The 25450-nt window shown below is 28.9% G+C and carries 30 protein-coding genes, 1 tRNA gene and 3 pseudogenes; 27 read left to right on the forward strand and 7 right to left on the reverse strand.

Annotated features, from left to right (window positions below; genetic code table 11):
* Nucleotides 1-42 precede the first annotated feature (42 nt).
* Nucleotides 43-1242, reverse strand: a complete 1200-nt coding sequence (locus AJ932_RS01740) for a putative transporter (protein ID WP_070210606.1) — start codon at nucleotides 1240-1242, stop codon at nucleotides 43-45.
* 209 nt (nucleotides 1243-1451) lie between these two features.
* On the opposite strand from AJ932_RS01740, the pseudogene AJ932_RS01745 reads away from it, so the two are divergent.
* The 5 genes and pseudogenes from AJ932_RS01745 (at nucleotide 1452) to AJ932_RS01765 (ending at nucleotide 6317) form a co-directional block, all read left to right on the forward strand.
* A pseudogene (locus AJ932_RS01745) lies at nucleotides 1452-1567 on the forward strand (hypothetical protein).
* On the forward strand, nucleotides 1564-2568 hold the full coding sequence (locus AJ932_RS01750; protein ID WP_070278508.1) for a Fe(3+) ABC transporter substrate-binding protein: 1005 nt from the start codon (nucleotides 1564-1566) through the stop codon (nucleotides 2566-2568). The pseudogene AJ932_RS01745 and the gene AJ932_RS01750 overlap by 4 nt, the downstream one beginning before the upstream one ends.
* Entirely contained in the window at nucleotides 2568-4184 is a 1617-nt protein-coding gene (locus tag AJ932_RS01755; RefSeq protein ID WP_070278506.1) for an ABC transporter permease, read from the forward strand. The genes AJ932_RS01750 and AJ932_RS01755 overlap by 1 nt, the downstream gene beginning before the upstream one ends.
* Nucleotides 4168-5076, forward strand: a complete 909-nt coding sequence (locus AJ932_RS01760; RefSeq protein ID WP_083261777.1) for an ABC transporter ATP-binding protein — start codon at nucleotides 4168-4170, stop codon at nucleotides 5074-5076. Before AJ932_RS01755 ends, AJ932_RS01760 begins: the two co-directional genes overlap by 17 nt.
* A gap of 35 nt (nucleotides 5077-5111) precedes the next feature.
* Nucleotides 5112-6317, forward strand: a complete 1206-nt coding sequence (locus AJ932_RS01765) for a saccharopine dehydrogenase family protein (RefSeq protein WP_070278505.1) — start codon at nucleotides 5112-5114, stop codon at nucleotides 6315-6317.
* A gap of 12 nt (nucleotides 6318-6329) precedes the next feature.
* On the opposite strand, the gene AJ932_RS10730 is transcribed toward AJ932_RS01765, so the two are convergent.
* From AJ932_RS10730 to sodB, 3 genes are all read right to left on the reverse strand, one after another.
* Entirely contained in the window at nucleotides 6330-6692 is a 363-nt protein-coding gene (locus AJ932_RS10730; RefSeq protein ID WP_002870694.1) for a hypothetical protein, read from the reverse strand.
* 109 nt (nucleotides 6693-6801) lie between these two features.
* A complete protein-coding gene (locus tag AJ932_RS10735; RefSeq protein WP_002857297.1) occupies nucleotides 6802-7020 on the reverse strand; it encodes a hypothetical protein in 219 nt (72 codons plus the stop codon).
* A 69-nt stretch (nucleotides 7021-7089) separates the two neighbouring features.
* Nucleotides 7090-7752 carry a superoxide dismutase [Fe] gene (gene sodB, locus AJ932_RS01780; RefSeq protein ID WP_002851662.1) on the reverse strand — a complete coding sequence of 221 codons (663 nt, stop codon included), beginning with the start codon at nucleotides 7750-7752 and terminating at the stop codon, nucleotides 7090-7092.
* Between the two features lie 267 nt (nucleotides 7753-8019).
* On the opposite strand from sodB, the gene AJ932_RS01785 reads away from it, so the two are divergent.
* On the forward strand, nucleotides 8020-8202 hold the full coding sequence (locus AJ932_RS01785; protein WP_070210602.1) for a hypothetical protein: 183 nt from the start codon (nucleotides 8020-8022) through the stop codon (nucleotides 8200-8202).
* A 134-nt stretch (nucleotides 8203-8336) separates the two neighbouring features.
* Here AJ932_RS01785 and AJ932_RS01790 read toward each other — a convergent pair.
* Nucleotides 8337-8411: transfer RNA gene (locus AJ932_RS01790), tRNA-Glu, on the reverse strand.
* A gap of 147 nt (nucleotides 8412-8558) precedes the next feature.
* On the opposite strand from AJ932_RS01790, the gene AJ932_RS01795 reads away from it, so the two are divergent.
* Complete coding sequence (locus AJ932_RS01795) at nucleotides 8559-9122, forward strand: manganese efflux pump MntP family protein (RefSeq protein WP_070210601.1); 564 nt, start codon at nucleotides 8559-8561, stop codon at nucleotides 9120-9122.
* Here the strand turns inward: AJ932_RS01795 and miaA are convergent.
* A complete protein-coding gene (miaA, locus tag AJ932_RS01800) occupies nucleotides 9108-9977 on the reverse strand; it encodes a tRNA (adenosine(37)-N6)-dimethylallyltransferase MiaA (RefSeq protein ID WP_070233486.1) in 870 nt (289 codons plus the stop codon). The genes AJ932_RS01795 and miaA overlap by 15 nt on opposite strands.
* A 70-nt stretch (nucleotides 9978-10047) precedes the next feature.
* On the opposite strand from miaA, the gene mqnP reads away from it, so the two are divergent.
* From mqnP to trxB, 19 genes are all read left to right on the forward strand, one after another.
* Nucleotides 10048-10932 (forward strand): menaquinone biosynthesis prenyltransferase MqnP, encoded by an 885-nt coding sequence (gene mqnP / locus AJ932_RS01805; RefSeq protein WP_002851905.1) that lies wholly within the window; start codon nucleotides 10048-10050, stop codon nucleotides 10930-10932.
* Nucleotides 10923-11420: a hypothetical protein gene (locus tag AJ932_RS01810; protein WP_002851641.1), complete on the forward strand. Its 498-nt coding sequence runs from the start codon at nucleotides 10923-10925 to the stop codon at nucleotides 11418-11420. The genes mqnP and AJ932_RS01810 overlap by 10 nt, the downstream gene beginning before the upstream one ends.
* Nucleotides 11417-11932: a DUF6115 domain-containing protein gene (locus tag AJ932_RS01815; protein WP_002851715.1), complete on the forward strand. Its 516-nt coding sequence runs from the start codon at nucleotides 11417-11419 to the stop codon at nucleotides 11930-11932. The genes AJ932_RS01810 and AJ932_RS01815 overlap by 4 nt, the downstream gene beginning before the upstream one ends.
* Before the next feature lie 12 nt (nucleotides 11933-11944).
* Entirely contained in the window at nucleotides 11945-12907 is a 963-nt protein-coding gene (moaA, locus tag AJ932_RS01820) for a GTP 3',8-cyclase MoaA (protein ID WP_002868437.1), read from the forward strand.
* Nucleotides 12908-12909: 2 nt separating this feature from the next.
* Nucleotides 12910-13653: a 7-carboxy-7-deazaguanine synthase QueE gene (locus AJ932_RS01825; protein ID WP_002851883.1), complete on the forward strand. Its 744-nt coding sequence runs from the start codon at nucleotides 12910-12912 to the stop codon at nucleotides 13651-13653.
* On the forward strand, nucleotides 13650-14231 hold the full coding sequence (locus AJ932_RS01830) for a 6-pyruvoyl trahydropterin synthase family protein (RefSeq protein ID WP_002858675.1): 582 nt from the start codon (nucleotides 13650-13652) through the stop codon (nucleotides 14229-14231). Before AJ932_RS01825 ends, AJ932_RS01830 begins: the two co-directional genes overlap by 4 nt.
* Entirely contained in the window at nucleotides 14231-14656 is a 426-nt protein-coding gene (locus tag AJ932_RS01835; RefSeq protein WP_002851842.1) for a c-type cytochrome, read from the forward strand. The genes AJ932_RS01830 and AJ932_RS01835 overlap by 1 nt, the downstream gene beginning before the upstream one ends.
* A complete protein-coding gene (locus tag AJ932_RS01840) occupies nucleotides 14656-15063 on the forward strand; it encodes a membrane protein (RefSeq protein ID WP_002851635.1) in 408 nt (135 codons plus the stop codon). The genes AJ932_RS01835 and AJ932_RS01840 overlap by 1 nt, the downstream gene beginning before the upstream one ends.
* Nucleotide 15064: 1 nt before the next feature.
* A complete protein-coding gene (locus AJ932_RS01845; RefSeq protein ID WP_002851903.1) occupies nucleotides 15065-15721 on the forward strand; it encodes a 16S rRNA (uracil(1498)-N(3))-methyltransferase in 657 nt (218 codons plus the stop codon).
* A 78-nt stretch (nucleotides 15722-15799) separates the two neighbouring features.
* Nucleotides 15800-16000: a 50S ribosomal protein L31 gene (gene rpmE, locus AJ932_RS01850; protein WP_002860655.1), complete on the forward strand. Its 201-nt coding sequence runs from the start codon at nucleotides 15800-15802 to the stop codon at nucleotides 15998-16000.
* A 2-nt stretch (nucleotides 16001-16002) separates the two neighbouring features.
* A complete protein-coding gene (rsmI, locus tag AJ932_RS01855) occupies nucleotides 16003-16827 on the forward strand; it encodes a 16S rRNA (cytidine(1402)-2'-O)-methyltransferase (RefSeq protein WP_070233487.1) in 825 nt (274 codons plus the stop codon).
* A gap of 13 nt (nucleotides 16828-16840) precedes the next feature.
* Nucleotides 16841-17524: a 23S rRNA (guanosine(2251)-2'-O)-methyltransferase RlmB gene (rlmB, locus tag AJ932_RS01860; RefSeq protein ID WP_070210175.1), complete on the forward strand. Its 684-nt coding sequence runs from the start codon at nucleotides 16841-16843 to the stop codon at nucleotides 17522-17524.
* Nucleotides 17517-18455, forward strand: coding sequence for a hypothetical protein (locus tag AJ932_RS01865; RefSeq protein ID WP_070233488.1), 939 nt, complete (start codon nucleotides 17517-17519; stop codon nucleotides 18453-18455). Before rlmB ends, AJ932_RS01865 begins: the two co-directional genes overlap by 8 nt.
* On the forward strand, nucleotides 18449-19255 hold the full coding sequence (locus AJ932_RS01870; protein WP_070233489.1) for a hypothetical protein: 807 nt from the start codon (nucleotides 18449-18451) through the stop codon (nucleotides 19253-19255). The genes AJ932_RS01865 and AJ932_RS01870 overlap by 7 nt, the downstream gene beginning before the upstream one ends.
* A gap of 11 nt (nucleotides 19256-19266) precedes the next feature.
* The gene (locus AJ932_RS01875) at nucleotides 19267-20469 is read left to right on the forward strand and encodes an LL-diaminopimelate aminotransferase (protein WP_070233490.1); all 1203 of its coding nucleotides are present in this window, start codon (nucleotides 19267-19269) and stop codon (nucleotides 20467-20469) included.
* Between the two features lie 3 nt (nucleotides 20470-20472).
* Entirely contained in the window at nucleotides 20473-21720 is a 1248-nt protein-coding gene (locus tag AJ932_RS01880; RefSeq protein ID WP_044778705.1) for a homoserine dehydrogenase, read from the forward strand.
* Nucleotides 21720-22058, forward strand: a complete 339-nt coding sequence (locus tag AJ932_RS01885; protein ID WP_002851874.1) for a YraN family protein — start codon at nucleotides 21720-21722, stop codon at nucleotides 22056-22058. The genes AJ932_RS01880 and AJ932_RS01885 overlap by 1 nt, the downstream gene beginning before the upstream one ends.
* A gap of 56 nt (nucleotides 22059-22114) precedes the next feature.
* Nucleotides 22115-22429, forward strand: a complete 315-nt coding sequence (gene trxA / locus AJ932_RS01890; RefSeq protein WP_002778629.1) for a thioredoxin — start codon at nucleotides 22115-22117, stop codon at nucleotides 22427-22429.
* Between the two features lie 133 nt (nucleotides 22430-22562).
* Nucleotides 22563-23501, forward strand: coding sequence for a thioredoxin-disulfide reductase (trxB, locus tag AJ932_RS01895; protein ID WP_070233491.1), 939 nt, complete (start codon nucleotides 22563-22565; stop codon nucleotides 23499-23501).
* A gap of 37 nt (nucleotides 23502-23538) precedes the next feature.
* Here the strand turns inward: trxB and AJ932_RS01900 are convergent.
* Nucleotides 23539-25277 (reverse strand): annotated as a pseudogene (locus AJ932_RS01900) (PhoX family protein).
* Nucleotides 25278-25296: 19 nt separating this feature from the next.
* On the opposite strand from AJ932_RS01900, the pseudogene AJ932_RS11005 reads away from it, so the two are divergent.
* Nucleotides 25297-25380: pseudogene (locus tag AJ932_RS11005) on the forward strand (hypothetical protein); the annotation flags it as partial.
* Between the last annotated feature and the right edge of the window lie 70 nt (nucleotides 25381-25450).

Raw genomic sequence — 25450 nt, forward strand, 5'->3', positions numbered from 1 at the left:
AATTTAATATTTGAATTTTTTCTTGTATTTTATAAGAAAAAACTAAGACTTATAAGAAATATTTTTCTCAAATTCTTTTAAACGCTTATATATACTTCTAAGTTGAGTGATAGTTGTCCAGTTTGTGATAAAAACACTAAAAGAGCTTCGTACTTGATCAAAAGCATTGTTAATCTGCATTACAATACCAAGTCCTATAGCTCCAGCAAAAAGCCCTGGTGCCATGATTAAAAATGGCACTATAACTATCATTTGCTCAAATAAAATGAGCCAAATATTAAAATATCCATAATGTAAAAAAAGTCTTTTATAGTTAAATTTAAGCCCTGTAAAAAGCTCTATCATAGTCTCATTTTTAGCGTATTCTTTGCGATTATCCTCAGCATAAACAAGCTCTTTTCTAAAAGCTGCTTCAGCTTTTTGATTGTTATATTCAAGTCCAGGAAGTTTAATACCTACAAACCATGACACAACCAAGCCTCCTAAAGAAATCAAAAGTGCAACATAAACAAGCAAACCATCAATATTTTTTAAAAAATAAAAAGAAGAATTTTCGCTTAAATTTGCAAATAAAGCTTTACTCACAACATCACTTAAACTCCATAAAATCGGAATAAATGCTACAAGGGTCATCAAAGCTTTTATAAAACTAAGTCCTAAACTCTCTACGATTTTGGAAAAATTATAAGTATCTTCTTGAATTCTTTGCGAACTTCCTTCTATATTGTCATCTTTATTTTTCCAAAATTTTAAATAAGAAAAAGTCATAGCCTCACGCCACTTAAAAGCATAGACACTAGCAAAATAGATATTAATCGTAGCGATTAAAACATAAGGAATAGCAATAGCCAAAAAAACTAAAATCAAAGCATAAAAATCATTTGCTGAATAATTTGGCTTTTCAATCATAGCCCTAGAGTTGAAAAAATATTCTAATAAATTTTGATAATAATACAATGCGCCTTTATTGATAAAATTAGCTTTTTGGAAATTTTGCTCAGCTCTTTGATTAGCCTCTTGGATTAAAGTGGCATTATTTTCGAAATTAGTTTCTATTTTTTGCGTAGAATTAGAATCCAAAAGTTCTATTTTTGGCTTTTGTAAAACATTGTAAAAATCACTATACCATGAATTTATAGCAACATTAAGACTTGTTTGAATAAAAAGAAAAAATAAGAGTAAAAAAAGTCCTAAATAAGCCCATAAAGCCCATTTTTTACTTTTAAAAAATGAAGAAAACATGCTACCACCTTTTAAAAGAAAAATTTTAATCAACTTTATTTAATCAAGAGTTTATTAAAAATCATAAATTTATCAATATATGTGTCAAAAATAAACCTCTTTATTCTTTAAAGAAATATAAAAATATAAATATTACGTCATATTTACTTTTTAATATTAATATTTCTTATCAAAATATCTAAAAAAGGAATTAATGTCTATGAAAAAAAATAATTTTATTTTTACTATGCGTTGGCTTTGCTTTTGCTTGCTCTGAACATTCTCATACTGATTTTAAAGATCTTAATAAAACCAAGTATAATTCTCAATAAAGGATAAAATATGAAAAAAATCTTCTTTATGTTTTTAACGGCTTTTTCATTGTTAGGTGCTAGCGAGCTTAATATTTACTCAGCAAGACATTATGATGCTGATTTTGAAATCATAAAAAAATTCGAAGAAAAAACAGGCATTAAGGTCAATCATACTCAAGCTAAAGCTTCAGAACTTATTAAAAGGCTTTCTCTTGAAGGAAATAACTCTCCTGCTGATATTTTCATCACAGCTGATATTTCAAATCTTACAGAAGCTAAAAATTTAGGACTTTTATCCCCTGTTTCATCAAAATATTTAGAAGAATTTATACCTGCTCATTTAAGAGATAAGGATAAAGAATGGTTTGCGATTACAAAAAGAGCAAGAATTATTGCTTACAATAAAAACGCAAATATCGACATTATCAAAATGAAAAATTATGAAGATTTAGCAAAAGCTGAATTTAAAGGAGAAATTGTCATGAGAAGTGCTACAGCTCCTTATAGCAAAACTCTTTTAGCATCTATTATAGCTAATGATGGAAGTAAAGAGGCTAAAGCATGGGCTAAAGGTGTACTTGAGAATCTTGCGACAAACCCAAAGGGTGGGGATAGAGATCAAGCCAGACAAGTATTTGCAGGCAAAGCTAAATTTGCAGTTATGAATACTTATTATATAGGGCTTTTAAAGAATTCTAAAAATCCAAAAGATGTAGAAGTGGGGAATTCTTTGGGTATTATTTTTCCTAATCAAGACAATAGAGGAACGCATATTAACATTAGCGGTATTGCTATGACAAAATCAAGTAAAAATCAAGATGCGGCTAAAAAATTTATGGAATTTATGTTAAGTCCTGAAATTCAAAAAATTCTTACTGATAGTAATTATGAATTTCCTATAAGAAATGATGTAGAATTAAGCCAAACGGTAAAGGATTTTGGAACTTTTAAAGAAGATCAAATTCCTGTGAGTAAGATAGCAGAAAATATTAAAGAAGCTGTTAAAATTTACGATGAAGTCGGTTTTAGATAATGTATAAAACCTTAAAATACTATAAACTCGGGGCAATTTTACTTGCCCTTTTTCTTGCTTTGCCTATTTTTGGTATTTTTGCTGAACTTTTTTATATTTTATTTCAAAATTTTAACACAAGTGATTTAACCCAATTTTCATCTATTAAAGAAAATTTGAGTCATTTTTTTGATTATTTATTTTTAAAATTCATCAAAGATACTTTTATAATTAGCGTGGGAGTATTGTGTTTAAGCTTGATTTTGGGTGTGAGTTCTGCTTATTTGATCGCAAATTATGATTTTTATTTCTGTAAAATTTTAGAAAAATTACTCATTTTACCCTTGGCCATACCTGCTTATATTTTAGCCTTTGTTTATGTGGGAATTATGGATTTTCAAGGATTTTTTCATGAAAATTTTGGCTTTAGGATAGATTTTTTCAATCATTATGGTGTTATTTTTGTTTTGGCTATTTCTTTATATCCTTATATTTATTTATTTGCTAAAACAGCTTTTAAAAGTGAAGCTAAAGAGGCTTATGAAGTAGCTAAAATCATGAAATATTCTGAATTTAGAATTTTTACACGCGTGGCACTTTTGAGTGCAAGACCTGCCATTTTTTCTGGAGCTTTATTGGTTTTAATGGAAACTTTGAGTGATTATGGTGCAAGTGCTTATTTGGGAGTGGATACTTTTTCGGCTGGAATTTTTAAACTCTGGTATGATTTGAATGATTCTTATTCTTCTAGTGTTTTATCGGGTATTTTAATGCTTTTTGTATTTTTGATTATGTATGTGGATTATTATTATAAAAATAAACATCATTATAGTTTTAATCAAAATTTAGCTCTTTTTATCAAAAAAAGAAAATTAAATCCTATTAAACAAATTCTATCCTGTATTTATTGTTTTATGATTGCTTTTGTAGGTTTTATTTTACCTTTTATTTGGCTAGTTTATTGGGGACTAAAAGATCATAAGCTTTTTGAATCGCAATTTTATATTATCAGTTTTCAAACTATAATCTTAGCTTTAATCACTGCTTTAATTACCACTTTTTTAGCTTATTTTTTGATGTTTAGCTCTAGGATAGTTAAAAATCATTTTTTTAATTTATTTATTTTAAAAATAAGTTCTTTGGGTTATTCTATACCTGCTGCTGCTTTAGGGATTAGCATTATAGTGCTTTTTGTATTTTTGGATAAATTTTTTCACATGAGTTTATTGGAAAATTCTTTACTTGTTCTTGTTTTTGCTTATATAATTCGTTTTTTAGCGAGTGCAATTTATTCTTTAGAGGGAGGATATAATAAAATTCATCTAAATATTGATGAAGCAAGTTTAAATTTAAGAACGAGTTATTTTATTTTATTTTTTAAAATTCACACACCTTTAATGAAACATTTTTTATTTTTGGCTTTTATTATTGTTTTTATTGATACGATTAAAGAACTTCCTTTAAGTAGAATTTTAGCACCTTTTGGCTTTGAAACTTTAAGTGTTAAAGCTTTCTGGTTTGCAAGTGATGAAAGAATTTATGATGCAGCTTTGCCTTCCTTGTTTATCGTTTTTCTTTCTTTAATGGTTGTTGTTTGGATGGATAAAATCACAAGGAAAGATGATGTTAGAAATTAAAAATTTATCTAAAAATTTCGGAAAAATACAAGCTTTAGAAAATATCAATCTTCATATCAAAGAAGGAGAATTTTTAAGCATTTTAGGAGGTAGTGGAAGTGGAAAAAGCACGCTTTTAAGGATTATTGCTAAGCTTGAACAAGCTAGTTCTTATGATTTGTTTTCTTGCAAAGGTGAAGTGGCTTTGATGTTTCAAAATTATGCTTTATTTCCTCATTTAAATGTTGAGAAAAACATACTTTTTGCACTTTACGATAAAAAAGATAAAAATCAAATTTTAAATCATTTGCTTAAAACTTTTGAAATTGAAGATTTAAGATATAAAAAAATCGATGAAATTTCAGGAGGGCAAGCGCAAAGAGTGGCTTTTGCTAGAGCTATAGCAAGAGGATGTCAGCTTTTGCTTTTAGATGAACCTTTTTCTAATTTGGATCAAAATTTAAAACAGGATTTAAGAAGAGAATTGAAAAAAATGATAGAAAATCAAGGCATTACGGCTATTATGGTAACTCATGATATTGAAGATGCTTATTGTATGTCTGATCAAATCGCTTTTTTAGAAAAAGGAAAAATTTTAGCTCATGCAAATCCTAAAGAGCTTTATTTTAAGCCTGATTTTAAAAGTGCGCAAATTTTACCTGATTTAAATATCATAGAAGAAAAACTTGATTTAGAAGATGAATTTTTTGCTTGGATAGCTTCAAAAAATTATATTTTTGGTTATGCAGAACTTAAAATAGGAAATCGCTTTGAGGCTAAAATTTTACAAAAAGAATTTTTAGGGGCTTTTTATAGACTTAAGTTAAGATATAAAAATATAGAATTTTTTATGTTATTAAGCTCAAATTATAACTTAGAAGAAAAAATAAATTTTGATATTATCAATTTTTAGTTAAAATTCCTAAAAATCTTTTAAGGACAAATTTCATGAAAAATCTTTTAATCATAGGCGCAGGTGGAGTAAGTCGTGTGGCTACTGTAAAATGCGCAATGAATTCTGATACTTTTAGCAAAATCACTTTAGCTAGTAGAACAAAAAGCAAATGTGATGAAATCGCTACTTTTATCAAAGAGCGTTTAGGGGTTCAAATTGAAACAGCGCAAATTGATGCTGATGATAGCAATGCGGTTGTAGAACTTATCAAGAAAATAGGAGCGCAAATTTTACTCAATGTTGCTTTGCCTTATCAAGATTTGAGTTTAATGGATGCTTGTATAAAAGCAGGGATTGATTATATAGATACGGCAAATTATGAACATCCTGATTTAGCTAAATTTGAATACAAAGAGCAATGGGCGAGAAATGATGAGTTTAAACAAGCAGGAATTTTAGGACTTTTAGGAAGTGGATTTGATCCTGGTGTAACTAATGTTTTTTGTGCTTATGCACAGCAAAATTTATTTGATGAAATTTCTTATATAGATATTTTAGATTGCAATGCGGGTGATCATGGCTATGCTTTTGCGACCAATTTCAACCCTGAAATCAATCTACGTGAGGTTTCTGCTAAAGGGCGTTATTGGGAAAATGGCAAGTGGATAGAAACAGAGCCTATGGAAATAAAAATGGAGTGGGATTATCCAGAAGTAGGTGTGAAAGATAGCTATTTGCTTTATCATGAAGAACTTGAAAGCTTGGTAAAAAATATCAAAGGTTTAAAAAGAATACGCTTTTTTATGACTTTTGGACAAAGTTATTTAACTCATATGAAATGCCTTGAAAATGTTGGAATGCTAGGGATTAAACCTGTGATGCACCAAGGAAAAGAAATCATTCCTATAGAATTTTTAAAAACCTTACTTCCTGATCCTGCAAGTTTGGGACCACGCACTAAAGGTTATACCAATATAGGTTGTGTGATTCGTGGTAAAAAAGATGGAAAAGACAAGCAAGTTTATATTTATAATGTTTGCAATCATGAAGAATGTTATAAAGAAACTGGTGCACAAGCTGTGAGCTATACTACAGGTGTTCCTGCTATGATAGGTACGAAATTAATCGCTAAAGGGATTTGGCAAGGAAAAGGCGTGTTTAATATGGAAGAATTTGACGCTAAGCCTTTTATGGAAGAGCTGAATTCTCAAGGACTTCCTTGGAAGATTATCGAAATGACTCCAAGCTTAGGAGAGTAAGTGCTAGAGCACTTACTTTTGTCCTATATAAATAAAGTGCTCCACACTGCCTTCAAAATTATATAGATTAATTAATTCATAATCTCCCCAAAATAAAGGTTTAAAAGGTTTAAAATCTTCTTTTAATTCTTCTATGTCTTTAGTAAAGCGTATATATGAAGAACCGCTCAATCTACCACTTGGACATCCTTTTACTTCACGTAAGCCATTATCCATAAGTTCTCCTCTTTCATACATACTATAGCCTTTATCACTCATCATAGTTGCAAATATAATAGCTCCTTCATTGCATAGTTCATAAAATTCTTGCACAGCTTCTTTAAAAGCTTGTTTTGTAAGATAATATAAGCTTTGATTTGCAAATATAAAATCCATTTTTGTATTGAAGAGTTTTTTAAAGCTAGAATTAGGAGATATGATGTGAAAATTTTTAGAATCTAAGCAAGGATCTTTTTCCCAAACTTTTTTTAAACTAGGAACTATATCAATGCCATAAGGCTCTATACCCCCCCCCCGTTATATTTTTAAAATACTTAGAATGCACTCCATTTCCACAACCAAAATCAAGTAATTTTCCACTTGTTTTACTTAGTTTGTATTTTAAGATTCTCTCGTAAAATCTTATAACATGACCATCAGGATATTGAAGTCCATAACCTTCTTTGTCATATTTTTGAGTATATGCAGATAAGGAATTATCCATTTTTTGCTCCTTTTCGTATAGAATTTTGACATTAAGCCAAAATTCATTCTAACACAAAAAGGATTAAAATTATTTTACAGGGTGAAGTTCATTTGCATAAAAACTAACTGATCCCATACCTTCTTTTAAAGCCCATTCATAAGCTTTTGCAACAAATTCCCAATTGATATGAGCATAGAATTTCTCTAAATAAGCAGGGCGTGCATTACGATGATCTACATAATAAGCATGTTCCCAAACATCTACAACAAGTAAAGGAACTTTATCTTCAGTAATCGGTGTAGCTGCGTTTGAAGTGCCTACAAATTCTAGTTTTTGATTTTTAGTATTATAAACTAACCAAAACCATCCTGAACCAAAAACTCCTGTAGCACCTTTGATGAATTCAGCTTTGAAATTTTCTAAAGATCCAAATTCTTTTTCTAGTGCCGCTTGTAAATTAGCATCTATACTTTGACATGAACCGCCACAACCACAGCCTGTACTTGGCTTAATGCAATCAAAATAAAAATCATGATTATAAACTTGAGCTGCGTTATTAAATACGCCCCCATTTGAAGTTTTGATAATACTTACAAGATCTTTACCTGCAAATTCAGTATCTTTAATAAGATTATTTAGATTTGTAACATAAGTATTGTGATGTTTTCCATGATGATAGCTAAAAGTTTCAGCACTCAAAAAATCACCAAAAGCATTGGTATCATAAGGTAATTTTCTTAATTCAAACATAATTTCTCCTTTATTTTTAGTTTGATATTGAAAATATTACCATAATAATATTAAAAAGAGTAAAAATATCTTAAAAGCTTAGTGGGTAAAATTTCTATTTATTTAATCTAAATAAAATAAGATATATTTATAATATATTTTAATAATAATTTAAATGTATATAAAAAATTATATTTTTTTGAAATATTTTTACAAAAAATATCTATTTGTTGGTTTTTAATAATTACAATTAATTTGCAACTAAAAATTATTCATAAGGAGGAAAATATGAAAAAAGTTGTACTAATCTCAGCATTACTAGGTGCTCTCGTAGCTAATGTTTTTGCAGCTAATACTCCAAGCGATGTGAATCAAACACATACAAAAGCTCATCATTCAAAAGCTAAAGCTGATAAAAAACATGAAGCTAAAACTCACAAAAAAACAAAAGAGCAAACACCAGCTCAATAATGCCCAGCCTTGATATAAGTCTATAATAGACTTATATCAAAAGCTATCCGTATTCTACAAAATAAATTATTAATATTTATTAAATTTTAATAGAAAAATGAAAAAATAGTTATTTTAAAAGAAAAATTAAAAAGTGGTGACCCATACGAGACTCGAACTCGTGTTACCGCCGTGAAAGGGCGATGTCCTAACCGCTAGACGAATGGGCCACTTTTAAGGAGTAAAAAATAAAAATGAAATTGAATTATATATATTTATTTCTTAAAATTTAATTAAATATATCAAAATTATGTGATTTTTATCTTTGTTTGATTATAATTTCATCTTCAATTTTTTATAAAATTTTAGGATTTATTATGGATTTTTATAGTCTTATTTTTTTATCCTGTGCTTTAGGAATGGATGCTTTTGCTGTATCACTATGCAAAGGTTTTAGTGTTAAAAAACTACATTTAAAACATTATCTTATTGTTGGAATTTATTTTGGTGGATTTCAAGCCTTGATGCCAACTATTGGTTATTTTATAGGTATAACTTTTGCATCTTTTATTGCGAGTATTGATCATTGGATAGCTTTTATTTTACTTTCTTTAATAGGATTAAAAATGATCAAAGAGTCATTGGAAAATGAAAATTGCGATAGTAATGCCAACCAATTTGGCTTTAAAACCATGCTAGCTTTAGCAATTGCTACGAGTATCGATGCACTAGCAGTTGGTGTGAGTTTTGCATTTTTAAATGTAAATTTATTATTAGCCATATTTTTAATAGGTATTATTACCTTCATTTTATGTATCATTGCTCTAAAAATAGGAAATAAATTTGGAATTTATCTTAAAAATAAAGCTGAACTTTTAGGCGGATTGGTTTTAATTATATTAGGAGTAAAAATTCTAGTAGAACATTTATTTTTCGATTGAAAATTTCATTCTTAAAGTAGCTAAAGCTTTATCAAATTCCAAGGCTTTACTTTGAAATTTTTTATTAAAAGTTCTTTGTCTTTTGGCAAGTTGCGTAGTATGTATCGTGATTAAATTTTCAAGCTCTTTAAAGGAAATTTCTCCATCTAAATATTCTTTACACTCTTTCAAACCTATAGAATTTAATGCTTTAAGCTTATGATCAAATTTAGAAAAAAGAATTTTTGCTTCATCTAAAAGTCCATTATCAAGCATTTCTTTTGTTCTAGTTTGAATACGTTTTTTTAAAATTTCTTTATCCCACTCAAGCTCATAAATTTCTATATCTTTAAGCACCCCAGTTTTTTGTGTTCTTTTTAAAAATTCACTAGGAATTTCTCTTGTTTGCTCATAAATACCCAGCCATTTTTTTAATCTATAAGTATCATTTTTTTCTATTTTATAGTTTGGATCAATATTTAATAAAAGAGCATAAATTTCATCGTTATTTAAAGAACTCTTTGACTCTAAGGTTTTTTCACTTAAACCATCTATCATAGTTTTTAAATAAAATCCAGTTCCACCTACTATAATTAGAGGTAAATTTCTAGCTAAAGCAAATTCTTTTGCTTTTTGATATTCTCTTATGAATAACTCAACATTAAAATGTTCATTCACGCTCAATAAATTTACCCCAAAGTATTTTATACTCGCAAGATCATCTTGTGAAGGCTTGGCACTTGCTATATTAATCTCTTTATAAACACAAAGACTATCAAGACTTAAAACAACAGCATTAAATTCTCTTGCTAAAGTATTGGCTATGTATGTTTTTCCACTCGCGGTTGTTCCTATTAATGCTATTTCAAAAAACATTTTAATATTTATCCTAAAATTTATAAAAATTTTAGTAAAATCATAGCAAAAAATATTTTAAAGTAGAAAAATGAACACATTCTGGATAAAATTTAAAGATATTTTAGAACTTGTAGTATTTAAGCATTCTATTTTTGCTTTGCCTTTTTTATTTTCCTCTATGATTGTAGCATCAAAACTTGCAAATGACACTGCTTGGTTTGGTTTTAAGGCGTTGATTTTAGGCATTATTTGTGCAGTAAGTGCAAGAAATTTTGCCATGGCTACAAATCGTTTAATGGATGAAGATATAGATAAGGATAATCCTCGTTGTGCAAATCGCCCTAATGTCAGTGGAAAAATAGGTAGAAAAAGTGTATGGATTTTTATTATTATTAATGCACTTATTTTTATATCATGTTCTTATTTTATTAATACCTTGGCTTTTTATTTGTCTTTTCCTGTGCTTTTGGTATTGGCTATTTATTCAGCTTTTAAGCGCTTTAGTTCTTTAGCACATTTAGTTTTAGGATTTTGTTTAGGACTTGCGCCTATTGCAGGAAGTGTTATAATTATGGGTGAAATTCACATTTATAGCGTTATTTTATGTTTAGGTGTAACTTTTTGGACAGCTGGGTTTGATCTGCTTTATTCTTTACAAGATATGGAGTATGATAAAAAAATAGGACTTCACTCTATTCCTGCTAAATTTGGTTCAAAGGCTACTTTATTTATATCATCTTTTTGCCATATTTTAGCGGTATTATTTTGGCTTCTTTTTGTGTGGGAAGTTTGGGGTGTAGCACTTGGAAAAATAGCACTTATTGGGGTAATTATAAGCGGTATTATTTTAGCCTTGGAACATAAAATTGTTCATAAGAATTTTGCTCATATTGATAGAGCATTTTTTACTCTAAATGGTTATTTAAGTATTATCTTTTTTATTTTTATTTGGATTGATTTATTATGGAATTAGCACTTTTTAAAGCAGGATTTGAAGCTCATTTAGAATGTTGTGAAATAGAAAATAACCGTTTTCTTGGAGAATACCTAAAACTTGGAGCAATTTCTCAAATTTTAAAATGGAAAAAACTTGCTTTACGCATTGATTTTGACGAGGGTGAAAAAATTATTTTTGATCTTCTTTTAAGTCTAAAAGAAGATATTTTAAGACTTGAAAATTCTTTAGATAAAAATAAAGAACTTATACCACTTAAGCAAAAAGGGGTAATAGAATCTTTAAATTTTGAGTATCTAAATTTTTTGGATACTATTTTAGAAGAAGATAAAGAATATTATTTAAGATTTGATTTAAATAATCAAAAAATAGCTATTTTTATCAAAGCTCAAAGTCAAACATTGGCAAAAATTATCAAAATTAAGCCTGAAGACAAAATGGCTTTTGATGCTTTTGTTGTTGAAATCCAAAGAAATATGATAAGAAATAAGAAAGGCCAAGAATGAGTGATGATGTACTTTATTTAGTTTTTATAATTGTGCTTTTAATTGCAATGCTAGCCTACATGAATATCAAAGAAAGAGAAAATAATGCAAAAATAGCAAAACTTCAAAATGTGATAGAAGATATTACCAAAGAACTTCATTATTTTCGTAAAGAATTAGGAGTTAAAGATGATAGCGAAGAGGATGAAGACTATAAAACCTCTCTTTTAAAAGAAGAAATTATGATTGAACTTGATAAACAAATCAGTTCAAAAATCACTCCTGTTTTAAGAACACTAAAAACTATGGAACATATCATAGAAGATTTTCAAAATGAACAACAAAATCGTCTTTTAAATTTGGAACAAAAAGCACAAAGCATGGCTAAACTTACACCAAATTACGATACAGAAGAACAAAAAATAGAAAATCTTTTCAAAGAAGGAAAAAGCATAGAACAAATCGCTAAAGATTTACGCATTGGCACTGGAAATGTAGAACTTGTCTTAAAATTTAAGAAATTAATAAAATAGAATGGAAAATAAATGCTTATAGATCAATTCGGTAGAAAGATAAATTATCTTAGAATTTCAGTTACACAAAGATGTAACTTTCGCTGCCTTTATTGTATGCCAAAAATTCCTTTCGATTATCAGCCAAAAGAAAATTTATTAAGCTTCGAAGAACTTTTTTTATTTGTTAAAGCAGCTATAGACGAAGGAATTGAAAAAATCCGTATAACAGGTGGAGAACCTTTATTAAGAAAAGATTTAAGTATTTTTATAAAAATGATTAGCGATTATAAAAGCGATATTGACCTTGCTATAACTACAAATGGATTTTTACTAAAAGACTTTGCTAAAGACCTAAAAAATGCTGGACTTAAACGACTTAATATTTCACTTGATACCCTAGATCACAAAAAAGCAAAAACTCTTGCGCAAAAAGATGTATTAGATAGTGTTTTATCTGGAATTGATGAAGCTTTAAATCTAGATTTGAAAGTAAAACTTAATACTGTAGCTCTTAAAAATTTAAACGATGATGAACTGATATCTCTTTTGGAATTTGCAAAATCAAAAAAAGCTCAAATTCGCTTTATAGAATTTATGGAAAATACTCATGCTTATGGTAAATTACAAGGATTAAAAAGAGATGAAATTATACAAATTTTGAGTCAAAAATATCAAATTCAACTTATAAAAAAAGATGAAAAAGCACCTGTGAGTATTTACAAGGCAGATGATTATGAATTTGGAATTATAGATCCTCATAGCCATGAATTTTGCGATTCTTGCAATCGCATACGCTTAAGTGCTGAAGGCTTGTTAATACCTTGCCTTTATTTTGATGAAGCATTAAGCATAAAAGAAGCGGTTCGAAAAGGTGATATTAAAGCCGCTGTAGAAATATTACAAGAAGTATTAAGAAATAAACCAGAAAAAAATAAATGGAGTGTTGTTGATAATGAAACCTCATCTCGTGCTTTTTATCAAACTGGAGGTTAATTTTGCAACTTGTTGAAAGTTTCTTAAGCATTCAAGGAGAAGGCAAATATAATGGAAAATTAGCTATTTTTATGCGTTTTGCTGGTTGCAATTTCAACTGTTTAGGTTTTAATGTAAAAATATCAAAAAACGATAAAACTCTCATTGGATGTGACACGATAAGAGCTGTTTTCACAAAAGATTTTAAAGAAAGTTATGAAACTTTAAATGCTAATGAACTTTTAAAAAGAGTGATAAAATTAAAAAAAGACTTTGATCCTATAGTTGTTATCACAGGTGGAGAGCCATTAATCCATTATGAAAATCCTGAATTTATAGAATTTATCCAAATGTTATTAAAAAATAAATTCGAAATACACTTTGAAAGCAATGGAAGCATAGAAATTGATTTTGATAGATATCCTTTTTACAAAGAATGTATTTTTGCTTTAAGCGTTAAACTCCAAAATAGTGGGATAAAAAAAGATAAACGATTAAATTTTAAAGCTTTAAAAGCATTTAAAAATTACGCAAAAGATAGTTTTTATAAATTTGTTTTAGATGCCAATACTCTTGATAATTCATTTTTAGAAATCAATGAAATTCTAAAAGAAGCTCCAAATCAAATTTTTTGTATGCCTATGGGTGAAAATGAGCAAAACCTTAAAAAAAATGCTCAAAAAATTGCTGAATTTTGTATTAAGAATGGTTATAATTATTCTGATAGAATTCATATTCGTCTTTGGAACGATAAAGAGGGTGTATGATTATAAGAAAATTATTTGAATTTGAAAACGCACACATTGTTAGATTTTGTTCTTCTAAGCGTTGCAAAAGTAGCATTCATGGACATTCTTACAAAGTTGAAGTTTTACTTGAAAGCAAATATTTAGATAATGCTGGAATGGTCTATGATTTTGGACTTTTAAAAACCTATATACGCCAAATTATTGATAGTTTTGATCATGCTATCACTCTTTTTAAATATGATGACGCAAAATATTTAGAAGAAATGAAAAAATATTCAAGTCGTTGGATTTGCCTGCCTGTTAATGTAAGTGCTGAAAATTTTTGTCGTGTATTTTTCATACTTATAGATGCTTTATTAAAACAAACAAAAATGGTAAATGGAGAACAAGGAGTGACTTTACAAAGCATCATTGTTCATGAAACAAGAACAGGCTATGCACAAGGTTTTAGAGAAGATGCCTATAGTGAGCTAATGCCAAAAATTTCACTTCAAGACATAGAATTTTCCAATGGCATTAAAGCAGAATGGAATGATATAGATTTTTATAACAAATTAAAAAATGAAGAAATTTTTATAAATCCAAAGGAGATTTAATGCAAAAAGCTAAAATTTTAATTGCCTTAAGTTTTTTTTTATTAGTTTTATCTGCCTGTTCTAATGATGAAAAAAATATTTCCAAGACTCAAAATACAGATCAAGAAGTAGTCCAAATAGAACAAAACGATGAAAAAACAGAATTAAGTGACTCCAACCTGCCTTTACCTGTAGATGATGAAGCACAAAGTTCAAATGATGAACATGAAGTCAATCCTAGTATTATCAACTCTTTATATAAACAAAAATGCGCCACTTGTCATGGAGAAAAAGGGGAATTAAAACCTAAAAACAGCACGGCCATTAAAACCTTGAGCAATAAAATTTTTATACAAAAAATAAAAACGATAAAAGATAAAAACCATAGTTTTTTAAGTGATGAACAAATTCAAAATTTAGCTGATTTTATAAACAAAGGAAAATAATGGATCAAAGTTACGAATTCTTTTTAGCTTTACATCTTTATAGTCTTTATGCGAGCGGTTTTTTAATGCTTTTTTATCTTATACTAACACAAGGAAATTTTAAAACCGAATTCATTTTTATTCGCAGAATACGATTATTTTTACCAATTTATTATTTATTTTTAGCTTTGATTATTTTTACAGGTTGTTTGTTATCAGCAATGAAACAATTTCAAATGAATGTCAATATCTGGGTAATGATTTTTTCTTGGATCTTAATTTTTGCCTTAGCAATTTTTCACTTTGTTTGTTTTAAAAAAGCAAGAAGATTTAGAAAATATGCCACTTTTAGATGGATTAGTTGTTTGATTTTACCTTTTGAAATTTTTTTATTGTTTTTGCCTTTTTTAATAGAAAGATATCTATAAAATGCAATTTTTGTATAACAAGCAAGCTGGAGAAGAGTTTATACAACTTCAAGGTGAAAACTTTAACCATTTAAAAGTAAGAAGAGTAAAGGAAAATTCGGAGCTAAATCTTAGAAATTTACAAGATAATTTTCTTTACAACTATACAATCACAAATTTAACAAGAAATTCTTGCACTTTAAAATTTTTAAACAAAAAATCACAAAATATAAAACAAAGTGAATTAAACTTAGCCTTAGCCATTATAGATATTAAAATTTTAGAAAAAACTCTACCTTTCTTAAATGAACTTGGAGTAAAAAAGTTACATTTGGTTTTTACAAATTTTTCACAAAGAAATTTTAAAATCGATTTAGAAAGATTTGAAAAAATCATTATTTCTTCTTGTGAACAATGCGGTAGAAATACTAAAATGGATTTAATTATCCACCAAAGCACTCAAGAATTTGTTCAAAAATTTCCAAATGCAATTATGGTTGATTTTCAAGGAGAACAACAAAGTCATTTCGATGAAAAAGAATTATATTTTATAGGTCCTGAAGGTGGATTTAACAATGATGAGAGATTATTGTTTAACCGGAAAATCTCTCTTAAAAGCTCTAATATTCTAAAAAGTCAAACAGCTATTATAGCTATAGCTTCAAAAATTTTGCTTTAACTTTTCTTAAATTAATCTCTTTTTTATGTTAAATAATTTATAATCACGGCTTATTGTTTTAATTTTTAAGGAAAACTAATGAAAAAAGAAATTCACCCAGAATATATAGAATGCAAAGTAAGTTGTGCTTGTGGAAATACTTTTACAACAAAGTCAAACAAAGCAGAATTAAGAGTAGATATTTGTTCAAATTGCCATCCTTTTTTTACAGGCAGTGAAAAAATTGTAGATGCTGCAGGTCGTGTAGAGAAATTTAAGAAAAAATACGCAATGCAATAATTATGCTTTATTTTATTCCTACTCCCATAGGAAATTTAAGCGATATTTCTTTTAGAGCCTTAGAACTTTTAAAGACTTGCGATCTTGTGTTTTGCGAAGATACAAGAGTAAGTAAGTCTTTGATTTCGTTATTAAATACCAAATTTCACACTGATATACATATTTCTAAATTTATAGCCTTACACTCCCATAATGAAAAAGAAGTTTTAGCAAGTATTGATTTAAAGATATTTGAAAAAAATGTAGCTTATTTAAGCGATGCAGGAATGCCAGGGATTAGCGACCCTGGAAAGGCTTTGGTAGAATTTGCACAAGAAAATAATATCACCTATGAAATTTTACCAGGTGCAAATGCAGCCTTAGTTGCTCTTGCAAGCTCAGCATTTTGTCAAAAAGAATTTATCTTTATTGGTTTTTTAGCAAATAAAGGCAAAGAAAGACAAAAAGATATAGAAAAAATTTTAAACTTTCCTTATCCAAGTATTATTTACGAATCCCCCAAGCGTATTTTATCTTTGATAGAACAAATTATGATTCTAGACAGCCAAAGAGAAATTTTTTTGATTAAAGAAATCAGTAAAAAATTTGAAAATAAATTTAAAGGCAATGCCAAAGAGCTTTTTGAAATTTTAAAAAAGTCTAATTTAAACGGCGAATGGGTTGTAGTACTGCAATCAAAAGAACAAAATTTTTTGCAAAATACTCTTTGTGAAAAAGATATTATGGATTTAGAGCTGCCTTTAAAAGCAAAAGCAAAATTATTATCAAAGTTCAATGGAAAAAATGCAAAAGAAATTTATCAAAAACTGCTTTTAAGTCAAGATTAGGTAAAATTTTAATATGATAGTTTATGGGAAGCAAATATTTTTTTATATTTTAGAATATCATAAAGACTATATCAATGAGCTTTATTTAGCAAAAGAATGTGATAAAACTACTTTTTCCAAAATCGCAAAATCAGGTTTTAAAATCAAAAAACTTGATTTTAAAACTGCTCAAGCTTATGCGAAAGGTGGAAATCATCAAGGTTTTTTGCTAGATATTAAAGAAAGTTCTTTTGCGAATTTAAATGAGATTAAAAAAAATGATTTTATTGTTATGCTTTATGGAATTAGCGATGTAGGAAATATAGGGGCTATCACGCGTACAGCTTATGCTTTAGGGGTTGGGGCTTTAATTTTTATTGGTGAAAAATTAGCCATGGAAGGAGTAATTCGCACAAGCAGCGGAGCGGCTCTTGATTTACCTATTGTGATAAGCAACGATGCTTTAAGTGTAATAAATGAACTAAAACAAGTGGGTTTTTATTTTTATGCGAGCGATGGCTCGGGAAAAGAAATTCACAGTGTAAAAATAAGCAATGGTAAAAAAGTTTTAGTTTTGGGTAGTGAGGGTTTTGGTTTAAGCTCTAAAATTGTAAAAAAATGCGATGAATGTGTGGGCATTGCGATGAAAAATAATTTTGATAGTCTTAATGTCAGCGCTGCTTTTGCAATACTTTGTGATAGGATGTTAAATGCTTAATTGGAAAAAAATACAAGAATTAAATTTAAAAGAAGTTGCAGCAAAAACGCAAATTGAACTTGATTTTCTTGAAGCTTTAGCAGAAAAGAATTTTGCTGTTTTAAGTCGTTTTAATGTTAAAGGTTTTGTTAAAATTTTAAGCAGAGAATACGAACTCGACTTTAGTGATTTTAATGAAGAGTATGAAGCTTATCTTAACGAAAACAATCCTACTCCACAAACAAAATCAAAAATGATAACCCCAAAACTAGATGCTTATAGTCAAAAATCCTCTAATGCTTGGCCTTTTTTGATTGTTCTTATTGTTTTAGTGATTATAGGAAGTGGAATTTATTATTTTGATACACTTAAAACTTTTTTCAAAGATGAACAAAATAATACTAGCACAACAGTTATAGATATCATAGGACAAGCACAAGAAAATTTAAAATCTTTAGGTGGAAATAATGTTGTTGTTATAGACAACAATAAAGCACAAGAAACAAATCAAACAGAGAGCGTTTTACCAAGCCAAAACATCTCGTTACAAGAAAATGATAAAAACATAAGCATAGAAAATAATATCAGTGAAAATAACACAACCTTACTCGATGAAGAAAAAAATACCCAAATCCAAGAAGACATAAATACACCAAAAACTAATTCTTTAAAAGAAGCACATTTTAAAACCTCTACCAAGATTTGGATAGGTTTGATAGATTTAAAAAGCCTTAAAAAAACAAGCTTTGTTAAAGAAAAAGATTTTAATATTTCTTTAGATAAAGATCAGTTAATTTTAACAGGAGCTGCAGCTTTAACAATATTTGATCAAGAAAATAAAGAACAAAAATTTCCTGCAGGAATTTCAAAACGTTTCTTGATTAAAGACGGAAAAATTACAAGTATTTCAGCTGCTGAATTTGCAAAATTAAATAAAGGTAAAGAATGGTAAAAAAAATTATTATTCTTACTCTTTATGTTAATATATCTTTTGCAATCTCAAGTCTTGATTTGGCAAAAAATTTAATAAACAATCCTAGTAAAAATTCTCAACTAGAATTATTATTTTCAAATAATTCTTACATAGATAATAATGGAAATTGTGATATTGCAAAAATATCTCAAATATTAAAAACCAACTCTTTAATTACCTTAACACTATCAAATCCTCAAAGTCTAAGACTAAATTTTAAAGCAAAAGCTGATGAAGTTATGTTTTTTAAAATTTTATCCGATGTTTTAACAGATGCCGGATATATATATTTTATCCCTACAGATTTGATTTTAAGAGAAGGAAATATTGACTATACCATACAAGTAGAATCTCAATATGTTTTAGATCCTGGAACGCTTTACAATCTCTTAAAAGAAAATTCTGTCTATATAAATAATATTAAGCGTATTGGGGCATATGATTATGAATATGATTTAAATTTTTCCAATGCTGTATTAAAAACCAATACAAATGTTAATTTAAATACTCCAAAATCATTAGAAAAACCCCTTAAAGACTATGTGCTTGATTTAAAAAATGCTACAAATTTGATTATTGATGCAAATGATTTAGACAATTGGTTTCCTAAAATCTTCTTTTTAGATAAAAATCTAAATCTAATTAAAGCAGTAAAAAGTGAAAATAAAAATAATCATTTTTCAGAACTTATTCCAAATGGTGCTATATATGCTATTGTAAGCGATATGTATAGTTTAGATAATATACGCAGGGGTTTAAAAATCACACTTAAAAAATAAAGGATTAAGAAATGTTTGATGAAATCCGTTTTAATACCATAGAAAGACTTCCAAATTATGTTTTCGCAGAAGTAAATGCGATAAAAATGGCAGCAAGACGTGCTGGAGAGGATATCATCGACTTTTCAATGGGAAATCCCGATGGTAAAACTCCACAACACATTATAGATAAACTTTGTGAAAGCGCTAACAAAGATAAAACCTCGGGATATTCTACATCCATGGGGATTTATAAACTTCGCTTAGCAATTTGTAATTGGTATAAAAGAAAATATAATGTCAATCTAGATCCTGAAAATGAAGTTGTAGCTACCATGGGTTCAAAAGAGGGTTTTGTAAATCTTGCAAGAGCGATTATAAATCCTGGAGATGTTGCTATTGTGCCAACTCCTGCTTATCCTATACATACTCAAGCTTTTATTATAGCAGGAGGCAATGTAGCAAAAATGCCTTTAGCTTATAATGAAAAATTTGAGCTTGATGAAAATCAATTTTTTGAAAATTTACATAAAACTTTAAATGAAAGCATCCCGCGTCCAAAATATGTCGTTGTTAATTTCCCGCATAATCCAACAACAGTAACTTGTGAGAAAAGTTTTTATGAAAGATTGATAGCAACGGCAAAAAAAGAAAGATTTTATATTATTTCAGATATTGCATATGCAGATTTAACTTATGATGACTATAAAACTCCTTCTATTTTGGAAATTGAAGGTGCAAAAGATGTAGCGGTAGAAACTTACACTCTTTCAAAATCTTACAATATGGCAGGCTGGCGTGTAGGTTTTGTAGTAGGAAATAAACGCTTAGTCAGTGCGCTTAAAAAAATAAAATCTTGGTTTGATTATGGTATGTATACGCCTATTCAAGTATCAGCTACCATAGCTTTAGATGGAGATCAAACTTGTGTGGATGAAATCCGTGCAACTTATGATAAAAGAATGCACATTTTACTTGAAGCTTTTGAAAACGCAGGCTGGAAACTTCAAAAACCAAGAGCAAGTATGTTTGTTTGGGCAAAACTCCCTGAAAGCAAAAGACATTTAAAAAGTTTAGAATTTTCAAAGCAACTTTTACAACGTGCTAGTGTTGCAGTAAGTCCTGGGGTAGGTTTTGGCGAAGCAGGTGATGAGTATGTAAGAATTGCTTTAATTGAAAATGAAAATCGCATACGCCAAGCTGCACGCAATATCAAAAAATATTTAAAAGAGTAAGTTATGAAAGTAGCAATTCTTGGTTATGGCACTGTTGGAAGTGCAGTGGTTAAATTTCTTTTAGAAAACAATAAACTTATTCGTGCGAGATGTGGGCAAAGCATAACTCCTGTGATCGCTCTTGCTAGAAGTCCTAAAAAAAACGCTTTAATTCCAATTACTCATAGCGTTGAAGAAATTTTAAATGCTGATGTAGATGTTTTTGTAGAGTTAATGGGTGGAGTGGATGAAGCTTTTAAAATAGTGAGTGAAATTTTAAAAAAGAAAAAAGCTGTTGTTACTGCAAATAAAGCTATGCTTGCTTATCATCGTTATGAACTTGAAAATTTGGCTAAAAATTTAGCCTTTGGTTATGAAGCAAGTGTGGCTGGGGGAATTCCTATTATAAAGGTTTTAAAAGAAGGTTTAAGTGCAAATAATATTTTGGCTATAAAAGGGATTTTAAATGGTACGAGTAATTATATTTTAAGTTCTATGAGTCAAAAAAATATGAGTTTTAAACAAGCCTTACAAATAGCTCAAAATTTAGGCTATGCAGAAGCTGATCCAACTTTTGACATAGAAGGACAAGATGCAGCTCATAAACTGCTTGTTTTATCAAGTATCGCTTATAATCTTAAAGCTAAACCTGAAGATATTTTGATCGAGGGTATTAGCGAAATTGCGCCTGAAGACATGTATTTTGCTAATGAGTTTGAATTTACCATAAAACTTTTAGGTATAGCCAAGGTGCGTGAAGATAAAGTAGAATTAAGAGTGCATCCTACTATGATAGATAAAGAAAAAATGCTTGCAAAAGTCGATGGAGTGATGAATGCTATAAGTATTAATGGAGATTTGTTGGGTGAAAGTTTGTATTATGGAGCAGGAGCAGGAGGAGAGGCCACTGCAAGTGCTGTGATTTCAGATCTTATGGATATAGCAAGAGATCAGGTAAAAGCACCAATGCTTGGTTTTGTGAATACTTTAGAATACGAGCTTTTAAGCAAAGATGAAATTTATACAAAATATTATTTAAGGGTGAAAGTTGAAGATAAAATAGGGGTTTTATCTAAAATCACACAATTGATGAGTGAAAATAATATTTCTATCGATAGTTTTTTACAAAAACCTAAAAAAAATGATGAAAATTACAGCACTTTATTTTTTACTACGCATTTAACTTATGAAAAAAGCATACAAAATTTGCTTGAAATTTTGCGCAAACAAGATTTTATAAAAACCAAGCCTTTTATGATGCGTATAGAATAATGGGTGTAAAAGCTTATTTAGATGGAATTTTAGGTGAAGATAAGGCTTGTAAATTTTTAAAAAAACAAGGCTTTGAAATTTTAAAAAGAAATTTCCATTCTAAATTTGGAGAAATCGATATAATAGCCAAAAAAGATGAAATTTTACATTTTATAGAGGTTAAATTTACTCAAAATGATTATGAAGTTTCTGAGCGTTTGGATAGAAAAAAACTTGAAAAAATTTTAAAAACTATAGAATTTTATCATCTTAAAAATGGAATTTCATCGGATTTTCAGATTGATCTGATTTGCATTAAAAATGATGTGATACAATTTTGCGAAAATATAAGTTTTTAAGCTGATATTTAAAAAAATAAAATACAATTAGACAAAAATTAAAGAAAGGAAAAATTATGGGAAAATATATTGAATTAACAAGTGATAATTTTGCTCAAGCAAAAGAAGGTGTAGCTTTAGTTGATTTTTGGGCTCCATGGTGCGGACCTTGTAGAATGCTTGCTCCAGTTATTGATGAACTTGCAAACGACTTTGATGGTAAAGCTAAAATTTGCAAAGTAAACACAGATGAACAAGGTGATTTAGCAGCTGAATTTGGTGTTCGCTCTATTCCTACGCTTATTTTCTTTAAAAATGGTGAAGTTGTAGATCAACTCGTTGGTGCACAATCTAAACAAGCAATTAGTGATAAACTAAACTCTTTACTATAAACTAAAGGCTAGTATAACTAGCCTTCTTCTTAAAAATTTCAAATTTATACTAAATAATAATTTTTATTAACTACTATTAAGAATAATTTTTATATCATTATTAATAATAAAATTCAATATAAAGGAAATGTAAATGTTAGATGTAGCAATCATAGGTGGAGGTCCTGCTGGACTTAGTGCCGGACTTTATGCAACTAGAGGTGGTCTTAAGAATGTAGTAATGTTTGAAAAAGGTATGCCTGGCGGACAAATTACCTCAAGTTCTGAAATAGAAAATTATCCAGGTGTAGCCCAAGTTATGGATGGAATTTCTTTTATGGCTCCTTGGAATGAACAATGTATGCGCTTTGGTTTAAAACATGAAATGGTTGGAGTAGAACAAATTTTAAAAAATAGTGATGGAAGTTTTACCATCAAATTAGAAGGTGGTAAAACAGAACTTACTAAAGCTGTGATAGTTTGTACAGGTTCAGCTCCAAAAAGAGCAGGTTTTAAAGGCGAAGATGAATTTTTTGGAAAAGGTGTAAGCACTTGTGCAACTTGTGATGGATTTTTTTATAAAAATAAAGAAGTTGCAGTTTTAGGTGGTGGAGATACGGCTTTAGAAGAAGCTTTGTATCTAGCAAATATTTGTTCTAAGGTTTATCTTATCCACCGCAGAGATGAGTTTAGAGCAGCTCCATCTACAGTAGAAAAAGTTAAGAAAAATGAAAAAATAGAACTCATTACTAGTGCAAGTGTAGATGAAGTATATGGTGATAAAATGGGTGTTACTGGTATAAAAGTAAAATTAAAAGATGGTAGTATTAGAGATTTAAATGTTCCAGGAATTTTTACTTTTGTTGGTCTTAATGTAAGAAATGAAATTTTAAAACAAGACGATGGTAAGTTTTTATGCAATATGGAAGAAGGTGGGCAAGTAAGTGTTGATCTTAAAATGCAAACTAGTGTTGCTGGACTTTTTGCCGCAGGAGATCTTAGAAAAGATGCACCTAAGCAAGTGATTTGTGCTGCAGGTGATGGAGCTGTAGCTGCATTAAGTGCTATGGCTTATATAGAAAGCTTGCATTAAGATTTTATAAAGTTGCTAAAAGCAACTTTATTTTTATTTAGCTTCCTATCACTCCACCATCAAGTTTTCTTATCATCATTACACTCGATCTTGGCGTTTTTCCATAAGGAAAAGTACTACCTTTTAAACCTTCTCCTGGATGTTGTATGCCTACAAACATTGTAGTATAATCCTCACTAAAAGCAATCCCTGTTAATTCACAAGCAATAGGTCCTGTTAAAAAGCGTCTGATTTCCCATGCCTTCGTATTCATCTTTATTAGAATAAGATCCATCTATTTGTATCCAAAGTCTTCCATCTCTATCAAATTTAAGTCCATCAGGAGAATTAAATTTATTTTCACTTGTAATATTATTTGAGCCTTTATATAAGCCTTGTTGGTTATCAGGATTTCCAGCAAGAGCAAAAATTTCCCAAGTAAAATCATCGTCTTTATGAGAATTTCTTGGCATCCATTTTAAAATTTGTCCATAAACATTTTTAGTTCTTGGATTTGCTGCATTAGGTTTTTGGCGATTTTTGTTGTTCGTTAGTGTTGCAAATACCTCTTTAGAACCACTTTGTCTATAGCTTGCTATCCATTCACATCTATCCATGGGAGTTGCACCTACAATGCTTGCGGCAAGACGCGTATTGATGAGTACTTGAGCTTGAGACTTAAAACCATTTTTTTCATCTAGGTCGTTTTTGCCATATTCTAAGGCTATCCATTTTCTCTGTCCTTTAAAATCTCCCACATTGCCGTTAAACTGTCCTACATACAAAGTGCCTTCATCTAAAATTTTACTTGTATCAGCACCTTTTTTGTATTTATGTTTGCTAACAAATTTATAAATAAATTCATTCATCTCATCATCACCCATATAAACTATAACAGAACCATCTTTTTCTACGATAATTTCTGCATTTTCATGTTTAAAACGCCCTAAAGAAGTTCTTTTAACAGGTGTGCTTTTTGCATCAAAAGGATTGATTTCCACTATCCAACCAAAACGATTGGCTTCATCGATATTTTTAGCTCAATCGAATCTTTCATCAAATTTTTCCCATCCATAAAGACTAGTTTTGTTAAATCCATAGCGCTTAAAGGCATCATTAAATTCTAGATTTTCATCTGAACTTCCAAAAAATCGTCAAAATTTTCTTCACAGGTGATATAAGCTCCCTAAGGTATTTGTCCATTTGCATAATTTGCAAAAGTTCCATGAATAAATTTTTCATTTTTTAAAACTTCTTTTTTAGCTGCTCACTTACTTGCATTTTAGTGTTTACATCGATTCTGTGGTTATACTTAGAGTCTAAAAACAGTCCAATCATCATCTTTTTTTCGATTTCTAAGATACTCACACCCACACTAGCTTGCTCATATAAAAAAATATCTTCTTTGCTTAATTTTTACCATGATGATTAAATATGATTTCAGGATTTATATATTCATTATTAACGGCTAAAATTCCTCTGTTTTTTGAAAGTGGAAAAAATTCATACCATCATCATTATCTCCAAAAAACCAAATGAGCATTTTTAACCGCATTCATATCGATGATTTTATTTTTATCATAAGGTTTTGCTTTGCTAAAAAGTGGATCATCTCAAGAAATTAAAACCCTTGCTTCATAACCTTGTGGTGCTATAACTTTATCTTGTGTGCTTGCATCAACAACTTTAAAACCTAGAAAATCCTTATCCTTAAGCATAGCAGCACTTAAATTTGAACTTAAAAAAAGCCACCACAGAACCTAAAGCTGAACCTTTTAAAAACAATATTCTTTCCATTTATTTTTACTCCATTTAAAATTTAAAACAATGTCTTGAAATCAAAAGTGTTTCAAATTGGCAGAATTTATGTAAGAGTAAAAATCAAATTTTAAATCAATAAGTAAATTTAGAGATAACTAGCTTTTTAGCTAGTTATCTAAGGTTAAAACCTCTTCTTCTTAACATCTTCT

Origin of the sequence: Campylobacter sp. BCW_6873 (assembly GCF_001762365.1) — a bacterium.
Taxonomy (GTDB): domain Bacteria; phylum Campylobacterota; class Campylobacteria; order Campylobacterales; family Campylobacteraceae; genus Campylobacter_D; species Campylobacter_D jejuni.

Excerpts from the sequence above, each read along its gene's own strand:
- AJ932_RS01870 (WP_070233489.1), top strand. The coding sequence starts at position 18,449 with ATGGTAAAAAAAATTATTATTCTTACTCTTTATGTTAATATATCTTTT.
- rsmI (WP_070233487.1), top strand. The coding sequence starts at position 16,003 with ATGCTTTATTTTATTCCTACTCCCATAGGAAATTTAAGCGATATTTCT.
- AJ932_RS01740 (WP_070210606.1), bottom strand. The coding sequence starts at position 1,242 with ATGTTTTCTTCATTTTTTAAAAGTAAAAAATGGGCTTTATGGGCTTAT.
- mqnP (WP_002851905.1), top strand. The coding sequence starts at position 10,048 with ATGAACACATTCTGGATAAAATTTAAAGATATTTTAGAACTTGTAGTA.
- AJ932_RS10735 (WP_002857297.1), bottom strand. The coding sequence starts at position 7,020 with ATGGATAATTCCTTATCTGCATATACTCAAAAATATGACAAAGAAGGT.
- AJ932_RS01880 (WP_044778705.1), top strand. The coding sequence starts at position 20,473 with ATGAAAGTAGCAATTCTTGGTTATGGCACTGTTGGAAGTGCAGTGGTT.
- sodB (WP_002851662.1), bottom strand. The coding sequence starts at position 7,752 with ATGTTTGAATTAAGAAAATTACCTTATGATACCAATGCTTTTGGTGAT.
- AJ932_RS01785 (WP_070210602.1), top strand. The coding sequence starts at position 8,020 with ATGAAAAAAGTTGTACTAATCTCAGCATTACTAGGTGCTCTCGTAGCT.
- AJ932_RS10730 (WP_002870694.1), bottom strand. The coding sequence starts at position 6,692 with ATGGATTTTATATTTGCAAATCAAAGCTTATATTATCTTACAAAACAA.
- rlmB (WP_070210175.1), top strand. The coding sequence starts at position 16,841 with ATGATAGTTTATGGGAAGCAAATATTTTTTTATATTTTAGAATATCAT.
- AJ932_RS01835 (WP_002851842.1), top strand. The coding sequence starts at position 14,231 with ATGCAAAAAGCTAAAATTTTAATTGCCTTAAGTTTTTTTTTATTAGTT.
- AJ932_RS01875 (WP_070233490.1), top strand. The coding sequence starts at position 19,267 with ATGTTTGATGAAATCCGTTTTAATACCATAGAAAGACTTCCAAATTAT.
- moaA (WP_002868437.1), top strand. The coding sequence starts at position 11,945 with ATGCTTATAGATCAATTCGGTAGAAAGATAAATTATCTTAGAATTTCA.
- miaA (WP_070233486.1), bottom strand. The coding sequence starts at position 9,977 with ATGTTTTTTGAAATAGCATTAATAGGAACAACCGCGAGTGGAAAAACA.
- AJ932_RS01885 (WP_002851874.1), top strand. The coding sequence starts at position 21,720 with ATGGGTGTAAAAGCTTATTTAGATGGAATTTTAGGTGAAGATAAGGCT.
- trxB (WP_070233491.1), top strand. The coding sequence starts at position 22,563 with ATGTTAGATGTAGCAATCATAGGTGGAGGTCCTGCTGGACTTAGTGCC.
- trxA (WP_002778629.1), top strand. The coding sequence starts at position 22,115 with ATGGGAAAATATATTGAATTAACAAGTGATAATTTTGCTCAAGCAAAA.
- AJ932_RS01815 (WP_002851715.1), top strand. The coding sequence starts at position 11,417 with ATGAGTGATGATGTACTTTATTTAGTTTTTATAATTGTGCTTTTAATT.
- AJ932_RS01795 (WP_070210601.1), top strand. The coding sequence starts at position 8,559 with ATGGATTTTTATAGTCTTATTTTTTTATCCTGTGCTTTAGGAATGGAT.
- AJ932_RS01845 (WP_002851903.1), top strand. The coding sequence starts at position 15,065 with ATGCAATTTTTGTATAACAAGCAAGCTGGAGAAGAGTTTATACAACTT.
- AJ932_RS01865 (WP_070233488.1), top strand. The coding sequence starts at position 17,517 with ATGCTTAATTGGAAAAAAATACAAGAATTAAATTTAAAAGAAGTTGCA.
- AJ932_RS01840 (WP_002851635.1), top strand. The coding sequence starts at position 14,656 with ATGGATCAAAGTTACGAATTCTTTTTAGCTTTACATCTTTATAGTCTT.
- AJ932_RS01750 (WP_070278508.1), top strand. The coding sequence starts at position 1,564 with ATGAAAAAAATCTTCTTTATGTTTTTAACGGCTTTTTCATTGTTAGGT.
- AJ932_RS01755 (WP_070278506.1), top strand. The coding sequence starts at position 2,568 with ATGTATAAAACCTTAAAATACTATAAACTCGGGGCAATTTTACTTGCC.
- rpmE (WP_002860655.1), top strand. The coding sequence starts at position 15,800 with ATGAAAAAAGAAATTCACCCAGAATATATAGAATGCAAAGTAAGTTGT.
- AJ932_RS01765 (WP_070278505.1), top strand. The coding sequence starts at position 5,112 with ATGAAAAATCTTTTAATCATAGGCGCAGGTGGAGTAAGTCGTGTGGCT.
- AJ932_RS01830 (WP_002858675.1), top strand. The coding sequence starts at position 13,650 with ATGATTATAAGAAAATTATTTGAATTTGAAAACGCACACATTGTTAGA.
- AJ932_RS01810 (WP_002851641.1), top strand. The coding sequence starts at position 10,923 with ATGGAATTAGCACTTTTTAAAGCAGGATTTGAAGCTCATTTAGAATGT.
- AJ932_RS01760 (WP_083261777.1), top strand. The coding sequence starts at position 4,168 with ATGATGTTAGAAATTAAAAATTTATCTAAAAATTTCGGAAAAATACAA.